14 protein-coding genes are annotated in these 15,784 nt (G+C 41.3%); 10 read left to right on the top strand and 4 right to left on the bottom strand.

Translation table 11 applies throughout. The annotated features are described in order from the left end of the window. Positions 1-731: non-hydrolyzing UDP-N-acetylglucosamine 2-epimerase (gene wecB, locus ACOVQQ_RS04270; protein WP_421817096.1), on the bottom strand; the 731-nt coding region annotated here is incomplete at its 3' end. Positions 732-804: 73 nt separating this feature from the next. Here wecB (ACOVQQ_RS04270) and ACOVQQ_RS04265 point away from each other — a divergent pair. The 5 genes from ACOVQQ_RS04265 to ACOVQQ_RS04245 are packed head-to-tail and all read left to right on the top strand — an operon-like array spanning position 805 to position 6,628. Beyond that, on the top strand, positions 805-1,920 hold the full coding sequence (locus ACOVQQ_RS04265; RefSeq protein ID WP_421817095.1) for a glycosyltransferase family 4 protein: 1,116 nt from the start codon (positions 805-807) through the stop codon (positions 1,918-1,920). Beyond that, a complete protein-coding gene (locus ACOVQQ_RS04260; RefSeq protein ID WP_421817094.1) occupies positions 1,917-3,026 on the top strand; it encodes a DUF1972 domain-containing protein in 1,110 nt (369 codons plus the stop codon). Before ACOVQQ_RS04265 ends, ACOVQQ_RS04260 begins: the two co-directional genes overlap by 4 nt. Then, on the top strand, positions 2,965-4,290 hold the full coding sequence (locus ACOVQQ_RS04255; protein ID WP_421817093.1) for an O-antigen ligase family protein: 1,326 nt from the start codon (positions 2,965-2,967) through the stop codon (positions 4,288-4,290). The genes ACOVQQ_RS04260 and ACOVQQ_RS04255 overlap by 62 nt, the downstream gene beginning before the upstream one ends. Next, positions 4,291-5,274: a UDP-glucuronic acid decarboxylase family protein gene (locus ACOVQQ_RS04250; protein ID WP_421817092.1), complete on the top strand. Its 984-nt coding sequence runs from the start codon at positions 4,291-4,293 to the stop codon at positions 5,272-5,274. Between the two features lies 1 nt (position 5,275). Next, positions 5,276-6,628, top strand: a complete 1,353-nt coding sequence (locus tag ACOVQQ_RS04245) for an undecaprenyl-phosphate glucose phosphotransferase (protein WP_421817091.1) — start codon at positions 5,276-5,278, stop codon at positions 6,626-6,628. Between the two features lie 21 nt (positions 6,629-6,649). On the opposite strand, the gene ACOVQQ_RS04240 is transcribed toward ACOVQQ_RS04245, so the two are convergent. The 3 genes from ACOVQQ_RS04240 to ACOVQQ_RS04230 all read right to left on the bottom strand — a co-directional run bounded on the left by ACOVQQ_RS04240 (position 6,650) and on the right by ACOVQQ_RS04230 (position 11,582). Continuing rightward, on the bottom strand, positions 6,650-7,828 hold the full coding sequence (locus ACOVQQ_RS04240) for a glycosyltransferase family 4 protein (RefSeq protein ID WP_421817090.1): 1,179 nt from the start codon (positions 7,826-7,828) through the stop codon (positions 6,650-6,652). After that, on the bottom strand, positions 7,821-8,912 hold the full coding sequence (gene wecB / locus ACOVQQ_RS04235) for a non-hydrolyzing UDP-N-acetylglucosamine 2-epimerase (protein WP_421817089.1): 1,092 nt from the start codon (positions 8,910-8,912) through the stop codon (positions 7,821-7,823). The genes ACOVQQ_RS04240 and wecB (ACOVQQ_RS04235) overlap by 8 nt, the downstream gene beginning before the upstream one ends. A 150-nt stretch (positions 8,913-9,062) precedes the next feature. Beyond that, on the bottom strand, positions 9,063-11,582 hold the full coding sequence (locus ACOVQQ_RS04230; protein ID WP_421817088.1) for a TonB-dependent receptor domain-containing protein: 2,520 nt from the start codon (positions 11,580-11,582) through the stop codon (positions 9,063-9,065). 138 nt (positions 11,583-11,720) lie between these two features. Between ACOVQQ_RS04230 and ACOVQQ_RS04225 the strand changes: the two genes are divergently transcribed. From ACOVQQ_RS04225 to ACOVQQ_RS04205, 5 genes are all read left to right on the top strand, one after another. After that, entirely contained in the window at positions 11,721-12,653 is a 933-nt protein-coding gene (locus ACOVQQ_RS04225; protein ID WP_421817087.1) for a CPBP family intramembrane glutamic endopeptidase, read from the top strand. After that, positions 12,653-13,702, top strand: coding sequence for an AMP-binding protein (locus ACOVQQ_RS04220; protein WP_421817086.1), 1,050 nt, complete (start codon positions 12,653-12,655; stop codon positions 13,700-13,702). The genes ACOVQQ_RS04225 and ACOVQQ_RS04220 overlap by 1 nt, the downstream gene beginning before the upstream one ends. A 34-nt stretch (positions 13,703-13,736) precedes the next feature. Further along, the gene (locus ACOVQQ_RS04215) at positions 13,737-14,669 is read left to right on the top strand and encodes a S66 peptidase family protein (RefSeq protein ID WP_421817085.1); all 933 of its coding nucleotides are present in this window, start codon (positions 13,737-13,739) and stop codon (positions 14,667-14,669) included. Next, positions 14,669-15,028 carry a YraN family protein gene (locus ACOVQQ_RS04210; protein WP_421817084.1) on the top strand — a complete coding sequence of 120 codons (360 nt, stop codon included), beginning with the start codon at positions 14,669-14,671 and terminating at the stop codon, positions 15,026-15,028. Before ACOVQQ_RS04215 ends, ACOVQQ_RS04210 begins: the two co-directional genes overlap by 1 nt. 130 nt (positions 15,029-15,158) lie before the next feature. After that, positions 15,159-15,784 (top strand): aspartate kinase (locus ACOVQQ_RS04205; RefSeq protein ID WP_421817083.1); only part of this gene is annotated, 626 nt, incomplete at its 3' end.

Raw genomic sequence — 15,784 nt, 5'->3', positions numbered from 1 at the left:
GGGTAAACAATTTCAACTTCGTTTGATCGGGCAGCGGCAATTTCAAGTAGCGCTTCGCAAATTTCTTTAAAGGGCTGTCCGAAGTTCTCACGACGGTGGCAGGTAACCAAAATTATTTTTTTCTCGAAATCAATATCTGAAAAACGCGCAAGTAATTTTGCTTCGCTATTTGGGTCTATTTTCTGAAGTCCAGTTAAAAGCGCGTCGATAACCGTGTTGCCAACTACAAAAACGTTATTATGGATGTTTTCACGAATTAAATTGTCTTTAGATGTTTCGGTCGGACAAAAGTGAAAATCGGCGATGCGCGAAGTTAAAACCCGATTCATTTCTTCGGGAAACGGGGAGTGCATGTCGCCGCTTCGCAATCCGGCTTCTATGTGAACTACCTTAATTTTTTGGTAGAATGCAGCTAGTGCTGATGCTAAAACAGTGGTTGTATCGCCTTGAACAAAAACATAATCGAAGGGTTCTTTCAACAAGATTTCGTTGGTAATGCGCGAAATCAAATCGGCAGTGAGTTGATGCAGCGTTTGATTCGGCTTCATAACGTTTAAGTCGTAATCAACGGCAATTTCAAAAAACGAAAGCACCTGATCGAGCATTTCGCGATGCTGAGCCGTAACAGCAACTTTTACTTCAAATCGGGAGTCTGTCGAAAAGCGTTCAATCAAAGGCGCCATTTTTATGGCTTCCGGGCGCGTGCCAAATAAAAACAGTACTTTTTTCATGAGCAAATACACGCACTTTCGCGTGGAGCGAAACTACTAAAAAAACTATATTTGTCGCGCTAAAAAACGGCCGATGCGCGTATTATTTCTTTCTCGAACCAATTTGTTTTCTGCTCCAGGTGGCGATCTCATTCAGATGCAGAAAACCAAAGAATTCCTTGAGAAGCTCGGCGTTGAAGTAACCATTAGTATCGAGTTGGAACCCGATTTGCAAACGTATGATTTGGTTCACGTTTTCAATCTGATGGAACCTCAAGAATCCGCTATACAAGCGGCACATGCAAAAAAGCACGGAAAGCCAGTTGCATTGTCAACCATTTACGGTTTGTACACGGAGTTTGAGCGCAAGGCTCGCGGAGGTGCATTTCAAGTTGTGGCTAATATATTGAGCCCATATCAAATAGGATACGTAAAAACATTTATACGTCATTGGGTCGAGAAACGCATGCATAAGGGCGTTTATCAGATGCTTTACAAAGGATACTATGGCTTAATGAAACAATTGGTTTCGGAAACCGACGTATTTTTGCCCAATTCTGATTCCGAGATGCAGCGGGTAATTGCCGATTTTAATTTAAAGAATCCGCATTATTTCCCCGTACCGAATGCAGTAGACAAGTCCTTGTTCTCCACAGATACCGAGCCAAACGAGAAGTTTGCTCAATATAAAGATTGTATAGTTTGTGCCGCTAGAATCGAAGGACGTAAATCGACTTTACAACTCGTTCGTGCAGTAAAAGACGCGCCTTACACTTTGGTTTTGGTTGGAAAGGCATCTGCGAATCAGAGTAAGTACGTCGATCAAGTACGTGCAGAAGCAGGCGCAAATGTTGTTTTTTTAGAACCGATGCCACAATCGGATTTACGTCACCTTTACCGAGTTGCTAAAGTACACGCATTGGTAAGCTGGATGGAAACGCCTGGCTTGTCTTCCTTGGAAGCGGCGGCATCGGGTTGTAATATCGTTGCAACCAAGAAAGGCGATACCTACGATTATTTCGGAGACTACGCGTTTTATTGCGAACCCGATAACATAACAAGTATCCGTAAAGCAATCGACAAGGCATATGCAGCTCCGGTTGATGAAGCATTTCGCAAACAGATACTCGAAAAGTACGTTTGGGAAGAAACGGCTGCGCAAACGCTCAAGGCGTATCGAAGTATACTCAAAAATACCGACCACTCATGAAGATTGCAGTTTTAGGAACTCGAGGAATTCCGAATCATTACGGTGGTTTCGAGCAATTTGCTGAATTTTTCAGCGTGTATGCGGTACAGAAGGGCCACGAGGTGGTTGTTTACAATTCGCACAATCATCCATACACAGAACAATCCTATAAAGGTGTTCAAATTGTAAAATGTTACGATCCTGAGTATAAAATGGGTACAGCCGGTCAATACATTTACGATTTGAACTGCATTTTAGACATTCGTAAACGTAAATTCGATGTCGTACTTCAATTAGGTTACACATCGAGTTCTATCTGGTCGTTTCTGCTTCCGCGGAAAGCGCTAATCGTTACTAATATGGACGGTTTGGAGTGGAAACGATCCAAATTTTCAAGACCCGTTCAGAAGTTACTTCGCTTTAGCGAGAAATTGGCGGTGAAAAGCAGCGATGTTCTTGTGGCCGATTCGATTGGAATTCAGCAGCACTTGCAACAGCGCTTCGGAGTCGATTCAACATACATTCCTTACGGAGCCTTTCAATTCGATCAACCCGATGCGGCTCAGATTCAAAGTTTCGAAGTAGTCCCACACCAATACGACTTGCTCATCGCGCGGCTGGAGCCCGAAAATAACGTAGAGACCATTCTCGATGGCGTTGCCCTAGCAAAGCAAACACGAAAGATGTTGGTCATCGGCAACCATCAAACTGCTTTTGGCAATTATCTCAAACATAAATTTGGCAACACACACAATATTGTATTCGTTGGTTCCGTTTACGACTTGGAGAAACTTAATAATTTACGCTATTTTTCAAACATCTACTTTCACGGACATTCTGTTGGCGGCACAAACCCATCCCTACTCGAAGCCATGGCTTCTCAGGCATATATTGTTGCCCACAACAACATTTTTAATCGAGCAATTTTAAAAGAAAATGCCGATTATTTTTCCACCGCGGAAGAAGTAGCAGATTTAGTTTCTCACAAACAAAAAAGTGATAACTTGCGCTTCGTTTCTGAAAATTTTGGCGCAATTGCAACCAATTTTTCGTGGGAAAAGATTAATGACGCTTATCTACAATTATTTACAACTCGCCTGGCTGAAAATCAGCAACCTAAGAACTGACGCAGGTGCGCAACTGTTTTTAGCAGCCGTTGTTTTAACAAGTATTCCTTTAAAATTTGCCTACAGCAGCATAGCAACAATTTTGCTAGCGGTACTTTGTTTATTGTCGTTTACACGTACAAATTTTAAATTAACGCTATCCTTGGCACTGCCAATTTTGTTTTATCTGCTCATGACGGTCTCTGCGGCATGGTCTATAGATTACGGCGCTACTTTAAACGGTCTGCGAAAAGACCTAGTTTTTCTTATCATACCTTTTGCATTTTCATGTTTACCGGCGTACAGTTCACAACAACTTCAGGGTGTTTTTAGGTTCTACTCGTTTGGCTTTGCGGCTTATGCCAGCTTTTTTATTGGAGTTGCTTTAGTAACGTTCTTAAGTACAGGAGATAATTCGGCATTTTTTTATCACAACCTAGTCACTATTGAACGCAATGCCATTTACATGTCGGTTTTTGCATCATTTGCATTATTTTACTTTATCTCGCTTCCGCAGAAGCAAACCATCGAGAAAGTAGCATTAGCTATACTAGCCGTATTTGTCTTGCTTTTATCTTCTAAAAGCGTCATTTTTATTGACGCCGTTTTAGTTGTTGTTTTTTATTCGTTCTTTTCAAAGGTTCCTAAAAGTGTTCGGTATTTGACATTAATTTCTCTTTTGTTATTCCTAGCCTTTTCATTAGTTTTTGTAAAGAATATCCGCGAACGCTTCTTACTGGAGTATGAAACGGCATTTGTAGATAATACGTTGAACACAACAATTGGAAACGGACAAGGAAAGGTGTACAACATATCGCTTCATCAAGCGTGGAACATGGATAAGTTTGAGCAGAACCACTTTTTTCCAGGAACCGCATTACGCATTTATCAAACCCGTATTTTTGGTGAAATGCTACAAGAAGATGCCATCTTTTTTAAAGGCTATGGCTTAGAAGCTTCTCAAAGTAAAATAGTAGCAAAAGCAAATGAGCACGGCCTCTATAATGGTTATGCCGAATTTAATTTCCACAACCAGTACGTACAAACTTTCGCAGAATTGGGAGTGTTCGGATTCCTTTTGCTATTAGCGATGCTCTTCTTAAACATGAGAAATGCAATAAAAAGGGCAGATTTCTTACATATCGTTTTCGCGTTGTCTATTATAGTCTTATTTTTGACCGAATCGTTTTTTTGCAGACAACGCGGGCTGATTTTCTTTACAGTACTCTACTGTTTATTCAATACCGCATTGCCCGCCAGCAAAACGAATATTGAAGAAAAATAAATGAAAAGAATTTTAATCACGGGAGCGGCGGGCTTTTTAGGTTCGCATTTAGCTGATCGTTTTATTGCCGAAGGTTATTATGTTATTGGCATGGATAACCTTATTACTGGAGACCTTCGAAATATTGAACACCTTTTTCAGCATCCAAACTTTGAATTTCATCACCACGATGTAAGTAAATTTGTTTTTGTGCCGGGTGATTTGGATTACATACTCCATTTTGCTTCGCCAGCCAGCCCGATAGATTACTTAAAAATACCAATTCAGACCCTCAAGGTTGGTTCGTTGGGAACACATAATTTACTCGGATTAGCTCGAGTTAAGAACGCACGAATTTTAATCGCCTCAACTTCAGAGGTATATGGCGATCCGCTCGTACATCCACAAACCGAAGATTACTACGGAAATGTAAACACCATTGGTCCGAGAGGCGTTTATGACGAAGCGAAGCGTTTCCAAGAGTCCATAACCATGGCTTATCATCGTTTTCACGGTTTGGAAACCCGAATTGTTCGTATTTTTAATACCTACGGACCCCGGATGCGTCTCAACGACGGTCGAGTAATTCCAGCTTTTATTGGTCAGGCACTGCGCGGTGAAGATCTCACCATTTTTGGAGACGGACTACAAACCCGCTCGTTTTGTTATGTTGACGACCAAGTGGAAGGCATATTTAGATTATTGCACTCCGATTATTCTTTACCTGTTAATATTGGAAATCCAGACGAAATCACCATTCTTGACTTCGCGAAAGAAATTATCAAGCTTACAGGAACCGAACAGAAAATCGTTTTTCAACCACTTCCAGAAAACGACCCCTTGCAACGGCAACCGGATATAACTCGAGCAAAAGAGCTATTGGGTTGGGAGCCAAAAGTAAGCCGCGAAGAAGGGATGAAACTAACTTATGATTACTTCAAAAGCTTGTCGAAGGCCGACTTAGAAAAACAAGACCACAAAGACTTCTCAAAATATAACCACTAGAATGCGCGCAAAAACAGGAAGATATTCTGTTTACATTCGGCCGGCCACGTATGTGCTCGACTTGGTTGTGATTAATTTATTTTCCATTTGTATGTTGGGAAGTGAATTTGCAAGCATTTATTTTTCGATTTTTATTTCGCTAAGTTGGGTAATCATTGCACTGAACATTGATTTTTACGAGGTTTACCGATTTACGAAAGTAGTTGCTATTCTAAATAAGCTTGCAAGACAACTTTTCCTTTTTACGCTCGTTTGTTTCGCTTTTGCGGGAATTTATTCTAAAGAAGTTCCTGCCAAAGAAGTATTAATTTACACGCTTTCTTCAGGTTGTATCGTAGCAACCGTCAAGTTGTTAATCTATTATTCACTACGTAGATATAGAGCTATTTACGGAGGAAATTTTAGAAACGTGGTTTTAGTTGGGCAAGCTAAAAATGTAAAGGCTTTAGCCGAGTTTTTCAATGAAAATCCAGATTATGGATACGATTTAATTCGAGTTTTTAATCTAGAAACCGACAAAAAGCAGCAAATCGATGAGTGTTTAAGCTTTGTTCAAACAAACAAAATCGATGAAATTTATTGTGCGCTGGTAGATTTGTCGCCTACTCAGGTAGAAACTTTTATTGATTTTGCCGATAATAATCTCAAAATTTTGAAGTTTCTTCCAGACGAGCGCAACATCTTAGGAAATAACACCAAACTCGATTATTACGGCTACATTCCTATTATATCTCTGCGCGACATTCCGCTCGACGATCCGATCAATCGAACAGCAAAACGCATATTCGATATTCTTTTTAGTATTGTAATCATTATCGGTTTCCTTTCTTGGCTCACACCTCTTTTAGCATTGATCATTAAACTCGAATCCAAAGGCCCTGTTTTCTTTAAACAAAGGCGCAATGGCTTAGATTACAAAGAGTTTAATTGTTTTAAATTTCGTTCGATGACGCTAAATGAAATAGCCGATTTAGAACAAGTTACTAAGAACGACCCACGGATAACCCGAATTGGTAAATTCCTTCGAAAGTCGAGCATCGACGAATTGCCACAATTTTTTAATGTGCTCTTAGGCGATATGTCGGTTGTTGGACCACGCCCACACATGGTTTCGCACACCGAAATGTATGCGCGAAAGATCGACAAATTTATGGTACGGCATTTCATTAAACCAGGTATTACCGGCTTAGCTCAAACCAACGGTTTTCGTGGCGAAGTTGAAAATGAGAAAGACATTATTTATCGCGTCAAATACGACATTTTTTACTTGGAAAACTGGTCGTTGCTGCTCGACATTAAAATTATTGTAATGACGGTGGTGAACGCTGTTCGCGGCGACGAAAAGGCGTATTAAGTCTTCAATTATCAAGCTTTTCTAGTTTTTAAAAACAGCCAAGTTCTGAAATTGTTCTGCCGCGTTAAAACTTCTATTAGCTGTGTGATAAACCTCAGATTTTAATGTGAGTCGTTCCGCTGAATCTAATTGGGCTACTTGTGAGATTAGCTCGGAAAGACTCTTATAATCACCCGTTTCAACGTCGTAACCCAACTTGAAGTTCCGAACGATATCGCTGCCTTCGCCACCACCCATATAAATCAGTGGAAATCCCATTTTGCTGTATTCGAATATTTTAGACGGAACCGAACCGTAAATGCGACTTACTAACGGCACCAGAGCAAAATCCATTTTTTCTATACGAGCCTGCAATTCAGAGCGACTTAAATTCCCATGAAAGTAGATGCCGCAATTCGGTTTTTGACTCAAATGTCTACTTATTAAATCTTGTTCGGCACCTGCTCCAAATACATGGATTTCTACCTTGTTCGCATCAAAGGAAATCTCGGTTAATAAACGATAAATTCCTTGAGCTACACCCAAAAGTCCGGCGTAGAAAATCTGCACTTTTTCGGCATTATCCACAACAGGCGTTGCTTCATGAGAAAATTCCGGAAAATTCCGGTAAAGTTCTAATGTCGCTTTAGATTTAAAGGACTTAATGTGCGTTAAAATTTCCTCCGATTGACCCAAAATAACCTGAGCCCAACCGTATATTTTTCGTTCAAAGTAGCAGGCTGCACGGTAGCCGATGCCTTTGGGTGGTATAACTTGTAATTCAACTGCGGCTAAAGGCCACAAGTCGGAGACATTGAGTATGATTTTTCTTCTGCGTAAGCGCAAAATCGCACAACACACAAACGATAATAACAAGGGCGGCGATTGTACCACAACATCGTTAGGCAAGCGCGAAAACAGTAATTTAAACGACAGTAACAACAATAAAGAAGCAGTTGAAAACAGTCGCACGAGCGGATTTTTCGACGCCGATGGCCATATAAAAAAACGCACTACCGAAATTCCCTGAACCGATTCTCGTGTGTTTAGTTTGTTTTTATAGCCGGGATACAGCTTGCCCGTAGGATAATTGGGAAGCGGACAAAACACGGTTACTTGTCTTCCGTTTTTTTGAAGCAATTGCGCAAGTTGCATGATTCGGTTGGCTGCTGCTCCGGTTTCTGGCGGAAAATAGTTGGTAATGATCAGTATTTCAGGCATTTTCGCGCATAATTATCTCCAAAATACGCTCGGCGGCTCGACCATCCCACAGCTCGGGAATGCCGTGTGTTCCTAATCCATTTTCAAGGAAGGAAGTGTATGCTTTTGAAAGGACATTTAAATCGGTTCCTACCAAGGTATTGGTACCTATCTCAATTGTTTCGGGCCTTTCGGTGCTGTTTCGTAGGGTAAAGCACTTTATCCCAAGCACTGTAGTTTCTTCAGATAAGCCGCCACTATCGGTTATAACACAACTGCTGTTTTGCACCAACCACATAAATTCTAAATACGGCTGTGGGCTGGTGAAATAAATGCGTTTAAATTCGTTGATCTTCGATCCTAAAACGTGTTTCGTTCGCGGATGAATCGGAAATAAAACAACGCGCTCGCCAGCAATTTGCTCTATTGTTCTTAGTGTTTGCACCAATTGATCACCATTGTCGACATTGGATGGCCGATGCAAGGTCAGTAAGATATATTTCCCGGATTCTAAATTAGCTTCCGCAAACCAATCAGGTGCTTTAAAATTTGGTTTCGAATGCAGCAGCGAATCAATCATTACATTTCCAACAAAGTGAATTTGCTGCGGATTAACTCCTTCTCGCAACAAATTTTCTGATGCTGAAACAGAGGTTGTAAAGTGTAAATCGGTTAAACAATCGGTTACTTTACGATTAATTTCCTCAGGCATGGTCCAATCTCCCGAACGAATTCCCGCTTCAACATGGGCTACTTTCACACCCATTTTCTTCGCCGTAATAGCACAGGCCATCGTTGAGGTTACATCGCCAACAACAAGCACTAAATCGCAAGGATTTTCGACAAGCTCTTTTTCAAAAGCAGTTAAAATGGCAGCCGTTTGCTCTGCTTGAGTACCGCTGCCCACATTGAAATTAACGTTAGGTTTTGGTATCTGAAGTTGCTCGAAAAAAACGTCGCTTAATGCGGCGTCGTAATGCTGTCCGGTGTGCACCAATCGGAAATGTACATCGGACTCTTGTTTCTGCCGATTTTTTATCTGCCGAATAAGCGGCGCAATTTTCATAAAATTGGGACGAGCTCCGGCAACGATAGTTATTTTCATGGACGATACTTTCGGGTAACAAATGTAAAAGAAAGCGATTGGAAAATTGCAATTGGAGGTGGAAAGGCTTGGAATTTGAAGTTTACAGACTTCAGAAAAAAAGTCGGCAAAACTAATGCTTTACCGACCTTTTTCTAAACCGTTTTTCCATTATCCAGGAAAATCCCCACCGTCGTCGTCGCGTCTCGTCGGACGATCTTTATCTGTTTTACTCTTATTAAATCGGTAAGTAAACGACATAGTAATGGTTCGTACACGCCATTGTTGTTCGGAGTACGAGTTTAACTGGGGCAAATTGGTTTCATTAATTCGCTTACGACTGTTAAAAACGTCTTGAACATTCAGCGCTAAGGTTCCTTTATCTTTTAAAATATCTTTACTAAACGCAAGATTCGCGCTAAAAACACCAAGTGATCTACCTTGTGCATTGCGTTGAGGTGCGTTATAAGTACCGTTCGTTTGCCAATCGATTCCGTAAGGCAGATTAACTTTAGAATTGATTCTAGAAAACCACCCGAAGGCAATATTGTCGAAATTCTGTGATACCTCTTCACCTTGTGTATTGGTGTATGTGAAATCGCCTTGCGTTTCATTTCGGAATAAATTGAAGTTTGAATTCAAACGCCACCATTTAAATGGATTGTAGTTTAAAGTAAATTCAAATCCGAAACGGTATTCGGTGGCGAGGTTAATGGGCGTGGTTAAAATTACAGGTACTTGAATGTCTTCACCACCAACGATAACTGGATTCCCGTTGGCATCTACAGTATCGGCTCCGTCGACGATAGTGGTTACGAAATCGCCACTTTCTTTTCGCACAAACTGAAACGAATCTGTCGTTCTATTGATGTACATCGATCCGTTTAGCGTTAATTTTCGCCATCTTTTCAAAAATCCGAAATCCAATGCATCGGTCATTGCCGGATCAAGATCTGGATTTCCTTGAAAAATATTGATGTTCGAAGAATAGTTGCTAAACGGGTTTAATTGTCGGCCACGCGGACGGTTAATACGACGGCTGTAACTCAACGATACATTGGTCTCAGGCGTTATTTCGTAAGTTAAAAAGGCAGAAGGGAAAAAGTTGTTGTAGCGCTTGTTGTTGAAGTTGTTGGTTGTGAGTAAATTAACGTCAATGTTGGAATCTTCCCAACGTAAACCAACCAACGCCGACCATTTACCAAATTTATTTCCGTACTGTGTGTAAACCGCGTTAACTCGTTCTTTGTATTCCAAGTTGTTAGAAAACTGTTGGTATTGGGAGAAATTTCCGTTTTCATCGAGTCCGCCAACTACGAAGTCTGTTCCCAGAATATTTGTGTCGCCCTTATATCCAGCTTCGAATTGTTGGTTCTTTCCAAATGGCATTACATAATCAATTTGAATGATGTTACGCTTTTGATTTTGATCGTTGAACGTAAGTTCTTGCAATACCGCTGTATTGTTATTTTCGATAACAGACTCGTCGTTATCTCTACTGGTTGAAAACGACAAGTCTGCCGTGAGTTTGTGGCCTTTTCTTTTGAAATTATGTACAAAGTTCGAGGCGTATTCAATGCTTGAACTGGCGTTGTCTTGTTCATTGTTTCGACGCGTTACGAAAGGGTTTTCACGGTTGGCGTCGAAGTTGTTAAACAAAACAGTTTCATCGTTGCTTCCTTCGCTGCTGCGGTAATTCATTTGGTGTGTCCAGGTGGTATTTTCGTCGAGAAGTAAGTCGAAACCAAAGTTGGTGTTATAACTATCGCTGATACGTTCGTTGTTTCTTTTTTCATCGATAAAATTTCGGGTTGTGCCGACTTCATTCAAATATTCGCTGTTGTTTAAGCCGTTGCCTGGATTTTTGCGATAGTTGTAACCCGTTGTTCCAAATAGATTAAAGAGTTTCGTTTTATAGTTCACATTTGCAGTTAAACCATAGTTGGTTGGTGTGCCGCCAGAAGCAATAATCGAACCGTTGATTCCGAGGTTTTTTCCTTTTTTGAGAATGATATTCAACAAACCGCCGCCGCCTTCGCTGTCGTAGCGTGCCGACGGGTTCGTAACTACCTCCACTTTATCGATTGCATCGGCAGGAATTTGGCGCAGCGCTTCAGAAATGTTAATCGCATTTGATGGACGCCCATCGATAAGCACACGTACATTTTCATTTCCACGTAAAGTGATGGTTCCATCGGTGTCAACAGCTACAGATGGTATATTGTCTAAAACGTCGCTAACAGTACCGCCTTTCACAAGCAAATCCTGTCCCACGTTGTAAACTTTTTTATCGAGCTTAATTTCAACGGTAGTTTTTTCTGTACGCAGTTCGACGGTTTCCAACACAGTTGCATCTTCGACTAGAGAGAAATTGCCTAAGTTGGTGTTTTCCGTCAGGGCTTTTCCTTTGATTTCGACGGGTTTGTAGGAGATGAATTCAATAGTAATGTCGTAAGTACCCACAGCAACAACAATATTAAAGGCACCTTTAGCGTCTGTAATTCCACCCGAAACAGCATTGGTTGTTGTGTTTTTGAGCGTAATCGTCGTGTACTCCATCGGTGCTTTAGTTCCTCCATCGAAAACACGCCCCGATAATTTTACGGTTTTTCCAGAGTTTTGGGAATAGGCACTTAACGTGCTGAAAATTAGAATTAATGTGTAGAACATTCCGGAATATATCTTTCTCATAGCTTATTTTTCAGGCAATTTGACCGCAAAGGTAGTCCAATGGTTTAAGGCACTTTTGCCAAAGCTTTGTTAAATGAAGTAAGCGGCACGCTTCGATATGTTAAGCCGCTGTTGTAACTTAGCGCAAAAAGAAAACAAATGAGCAACTTTTTTTCCGTCTCCAATAAACCAGCATCCGAATTTCTTAAATACTTGTTGGGATCCGTCTTGGTAATTGTAGCTAGTGTAATAGGCCAAATCCCTTTAACGATTGCCGTATTAATTCAGTCGGCTAAAGACGGCAAATTGGGCGAACTTTCGGAAGACGTACTCTATACAGTATTGGACTCCAACTTATTGCTGTTCCTACTGTTGCTGTCTTTTTTAGCAGGTTTGGGCGGACTCTATTTCGCGGTTCGTTACGTGCACCGATTAGCTTTTGAAACAATTGTTACCGGCCGGCCTAAAATCGATTACTCCCGAATTTATTTTGCCTTTGGAATCTGGAGCATTTTTTCGATCATAACCACAGTAGCATACGCGCTTTCAGATCCAGAACACTATGTTTTGCAATTCGAATTGCTGCCTTTTATCATCTTGTTCCTAATTGCAGTGCCCATGATTCCTATTCAAACAACTTTAGAAGAGCTTCTTTTTAGAGGCTATCTGATGCAGGGCTTTGCGACACTGTTTAAGAATCGTTGGTTGCCGTGGATTTTCACCTCGGTAATCTTCGGCGGATTGCATTTTTTCAATCCAGAAGTCGATAAAATCGGACCTGTAATCATGTTTTATTACATCGGAACCGGTTTGTTTTTAGGATTGATAACATTAATGGATGAAGGAACCGAACTCGCACTCGGTTTTCACGCAGCTAATAATTTGTGTACCGCATTACTCGTAACTGCCGACTGGACAGCCTTTCAAACTCACTCGATCTTTAAAGATTTTTCTGAACCGTCTGCCGGATTCGAAATTTTTGTCCCACTTGTCATTATTTTCCCTATCTTGACATTCATCTTTGCTAAAAAATACAAATGGAAAGGTTGGCGAGAAAAACTTACCGGACCAATTCCTCAAAACGAAATATAATGGAAACACATACAATCAATTACACCGACGTACATCATAAATTTAAACTCAATGGTTTTCATTTAGGAAAAGATGATTTATGCCGCGTAGCCTACAGTTTTATTAAGGAAGGAGCCGATTTTGAAAAACCCGTTGGGAACTTTCTGCTCGATTGGTTCGACGATCGCGATTATATTGAAATGGATACTTCCGGAAGTACAGGTTTGCCAAAACGTATTCGCGTTAAAAAGCAAGCTATGGTTAATTCGGCATTGGCAACAGGTGCTTTTTTTGATTTGATGGAAGGCGATAAAGTACTTCACTGCTTACCAGCAAAATATGTGGCAGGAAAAATGATGTTTGTACGCGGATTTGTGCTCGGACTCGACATCGATTTTGTGGCACCAAGCGCAAAGCCATTGAAAAACTGCGATACCCAATACGCCTTTTCAGCAATGGTGCCGTTGCAAGCGCAAAACTCGATTGCCGACTTAAAATGGATCAAGAAATTAATTGTTGGTGGAGCCAAAATTAGTGCACAACTTGAGGCCGATTTAATTGCCTCCGGAACGGCCTGTTTTGAAACGTTTGGAATGACAGAAACCGTATCGCATATCGCAGCTAAACCTGTTGGCGACGCCGTTTTTCAGACCATGTCAAATATCGAAGTTTCCGCCGATGAGCGCGGTTGTCTCGTAATCTCGGCACCCGATATTTCAAACGAGAAAATTGTTTCAAACGATCTGGTGCAAGTGCATACGCCACACACATTTACGTGGTTAGGACGTATCGACAACGTCATCAATTCAGGCGGCATTAAACTTTCTCCGGAATTAATCGAAGAAAAGTTAGCGCCTAAAATCAACCGCCGCTTCTTTGTAGCTGGGTTGCCCGACAACGAGTTGGGGCAACGTTTGGTTTTAGTTGTAGAAGGAGAACCGTACGAACTTTCCGAGGACACCTTCAAAAAGCTAGACAAATATGAAAAACCCAAGGAAATAATCTTTAAACCTATTTTTAAAGAAACAGGAAACGGAAAAATTATCCGTCAGGACTCTCTTAACGCGTAAATACATGCGCTTATCGATTCTTATATTTTTATTTATGATGTCTGCCACGAACGCCCAAAACCAGGGGAAAAAAATACTGCCGCCGAAACTTAATCCAGGTGATACCGTAGCGATAGTTGCTACCGCGCGAAAAAACATCACCGATAATCTTAAGCCCGCTATTAAGCTGCTGGAAAGCTGGGGGTTGAAAGTCAAAATCGGAAGTTCTATTGGTTTAGAATACAATCAGTTAGCTGGAACCGACCAACAGCGGGCAGCCGATTTACAAGAGCAATTCGACAACCCAAATATCAAAGCTGTTTGGTGTGTTCGCGGCGGTTATGGCACTGTGCGGATTATCGATAAAATTGATTTCACGGCCTTTAAAAAAAATCCCAAATGGCTAATTGGTTTTTCCGACGTTACTGTGTTGCATAACCATCTCAATAATTTGGGATTTGCAAGCATACACGGATTAATGCCTCTAAATGTGGCTACCGCAAGTCCGGCGGCCGTCGAATCGCTGCGAAAATGTTTGTTCGGACAACCGTTGCAGTACGAAATACCAACCGATTCCGAAAGCCAACTCGGAGCCGCAGAAGGCGAATTTGTTGGCGGAAATCTCTCTATTCTCTACAGTTTGCTGGGCAGCGACAGTCAGGTGCATTGCGATGATAAAATTCTTTTTCTCGAAGACCTCGACGAATACCTGTACCACATCGATCGAATGCTCATGAACCTCAAGCGCTGCGGCTGCCTCAGTAAGCTAAAAGGCGTGGTAGTGGGCGGCATGACAAAAATGAAAGACAACGAAATTCCGTGGGGCAAAAACGCCAACCAAATTGTTGCCGAACATTTAGAAGGCCTGAACATTCCCGTGGTTTTCGATTTTCCCGCGGGTCATATTCCCGATAATCGCGCATTAGTGCTGGGCACGCATGCAAAACTCACCGTTACCAAGGACAAAACAGTTTTACTTTTCGACTAGTGGCGCAGCATAACGACTTAGGAAAAAAAGGCGAAGAAATGGCCGTGACCTATTTGGAAGAACAGGGTTACAAAATTCTGGAACGCAATTACGTGTACCAAAAATCAGAGATCGATATCATTGCACGAATAGGCAATGTTGTGTGTGCTGTTGAAGTGCGAACCCGCAGTAGTGTTGATTTCGGACTGCCCGAAGAAACGGTAAAATCAAAGAAAATTAACAACCTCCTCCAAGCGGTAAATGCTTTCGCGGAAGATTTAGACGATGAGGTAGATTTCCGTTTTGATATCATTGCTATTGTTAAAAATGGCGAATCTTTCGACATCAAACACCTACCCGACGCATTTTATCATTTCTAGTTGTTATATTTGAAACAAATTGTCAGATATACAAGAACGGCGTTTTAGTTTGGATGAAATTCCACAAAATGTAAATTGGCGTTACATTATTTAGGTATAGAGCGCGGTTCTTACTAAAAGCAACTCTGTTATGAAAACTATTGCGGCCGTTGTAGAAAATTACATAAAAACAAAGCCCTTTTTGCTAAACGCACTCGCGCAAGGAATCATCAACCTAACCTCGCTTTCACGCAATATGTTGCCCGATTTACAGCAAGAATTAGGAAAAGACGTGAAACAAGGCGCAATTGTGATGGCACTCAAGCGCTTGTCGGAAGATCTCGATTTCCGAATGAATCACAAGATCGTAAAAGTGCTCAAAAACATTGGAGAAATTACTGTGCGCTCTTCGTTGGTCGATTATACGTTTGCGGTTTCCGATACGATTTTGAACAAACAGGCCGATTTAATAGCGGATATAAAAAATTACACCGATATTTTTTACACCTCGTCGCGCGGGGTTTCCGAAACCAATATTGTGATCAGCGAATCGGTCAGCCAGCTGGTAGATAAGCATTTTGTAGGCGAAAAGCTGCTTCACAAATTCGAGAATCTAGCGTCGATTACCGTAAAGCTGCCGAAAGACAACGTGTCGACGCCCGGTGTGTATTACTTTATTTTCCAGCGACTTGCCTGGGAAGGAATCATCATCAACGAAGTAATTTCCACCTCTTTCGAATTCACCATTTTAGTTTCCGACGAAGAAGTTGATCTTGC

Source organism: Flavobacterium sp. (genome assembly GCF_049240005.1).
Taxonomy (GTDB): domain Bacteria; phylum Bacteroidota; class Bacteroidia; order Flavobacteriales; family Flavobacteriaceae; genus Flavobacterium.
The sequence above is the reverse complement of the archived record's forward strand: the minus strand, read 5'-3'. Positions and strand labels throughout refer to the sequence as shown.

Excerpts from the sequence above, each read along its gene's own strand:
- ACOVQQ_RS04250 (WP_421817092.1), top strand. The coding sequence starts at position 4,291 with ATGAAAAGAATTTTAATCACGGGAGCGGCGGGCTTTTTAGGTTCGCAT.
- ACOVQQ_RS04255 (WP_421817093.1), top strand. The coding sequence starts at position 2,965 with ATGACGCTTATCTACAATTATTTACAACTCGCCTGGCTGAAAATCAGC.
- wecB (WP_421817089.1), bottom strand. The coding sequence starts at position 8,912 with ATGAAAATAACTATCGTTGCCGGAGCTCGTCCCAATTTTATGAAAATT.
- ACOVQQ_RS04245 (WP_421817091.1), top strand. The coding sequence starts at position 5,276 with ATGCGCGCAAAAACAGGAAGATATTCTGTTTACATTCGGCCGGCCACG.
- ACOVQQ_RS04220 (WP_421817086.1), top strand. The coding sequence starts at position 12,653 with ATGGAAACACATACAATCAATTACACCGACGTACATCATAAATTTAAA.
- ACOVQQ_RS04215 (WP_421817085.1), top strand. The coding sequence starts at position 13,737 with ATGATGTCTGCCACGAACGCCCAAAACCAGGGGAAAAAAATACTGCCG.
- ACOVQQ_RS04240 (WP_421817090.1), bottom strand. The coding sequence starts at position 7,828 with ATGCCTGAAATACTGATCATTACCAACTATTTTCCGCCAGAAACCGGA.
- ACOVQQ_RS04265 (WP_421817095.1), top strand. The coding sequence starts at position 805 with ATGCGCGTATTATTTCTTTCTCGAACCAATTTGTTTTCTGCTCCAGGT.
- ACOVQQ_RS04230 (WP_421817088.1), bottom strand. The coding sequence starts at position 11,582 with ATGAGAAAGATATATTCCGGAATGTTCTACACATTAATTCTAATTTTC.
- ACOVQQ_RS04225 (WP_421817087.1), top strand. The coding sequence starts at position 11,721 with ATGAGCAACTTTTTTTCCGTCTCCAATAAACCAGCATCCGAATTTCTT.
- ACOVQQ_RS04260 (WP_421817094.1), top strand. The coding sequence starts at position 1,917 with ATGAAGATTGCAGTTTTAGGAACTCGAGGAATTCCGAATCATTACGGT.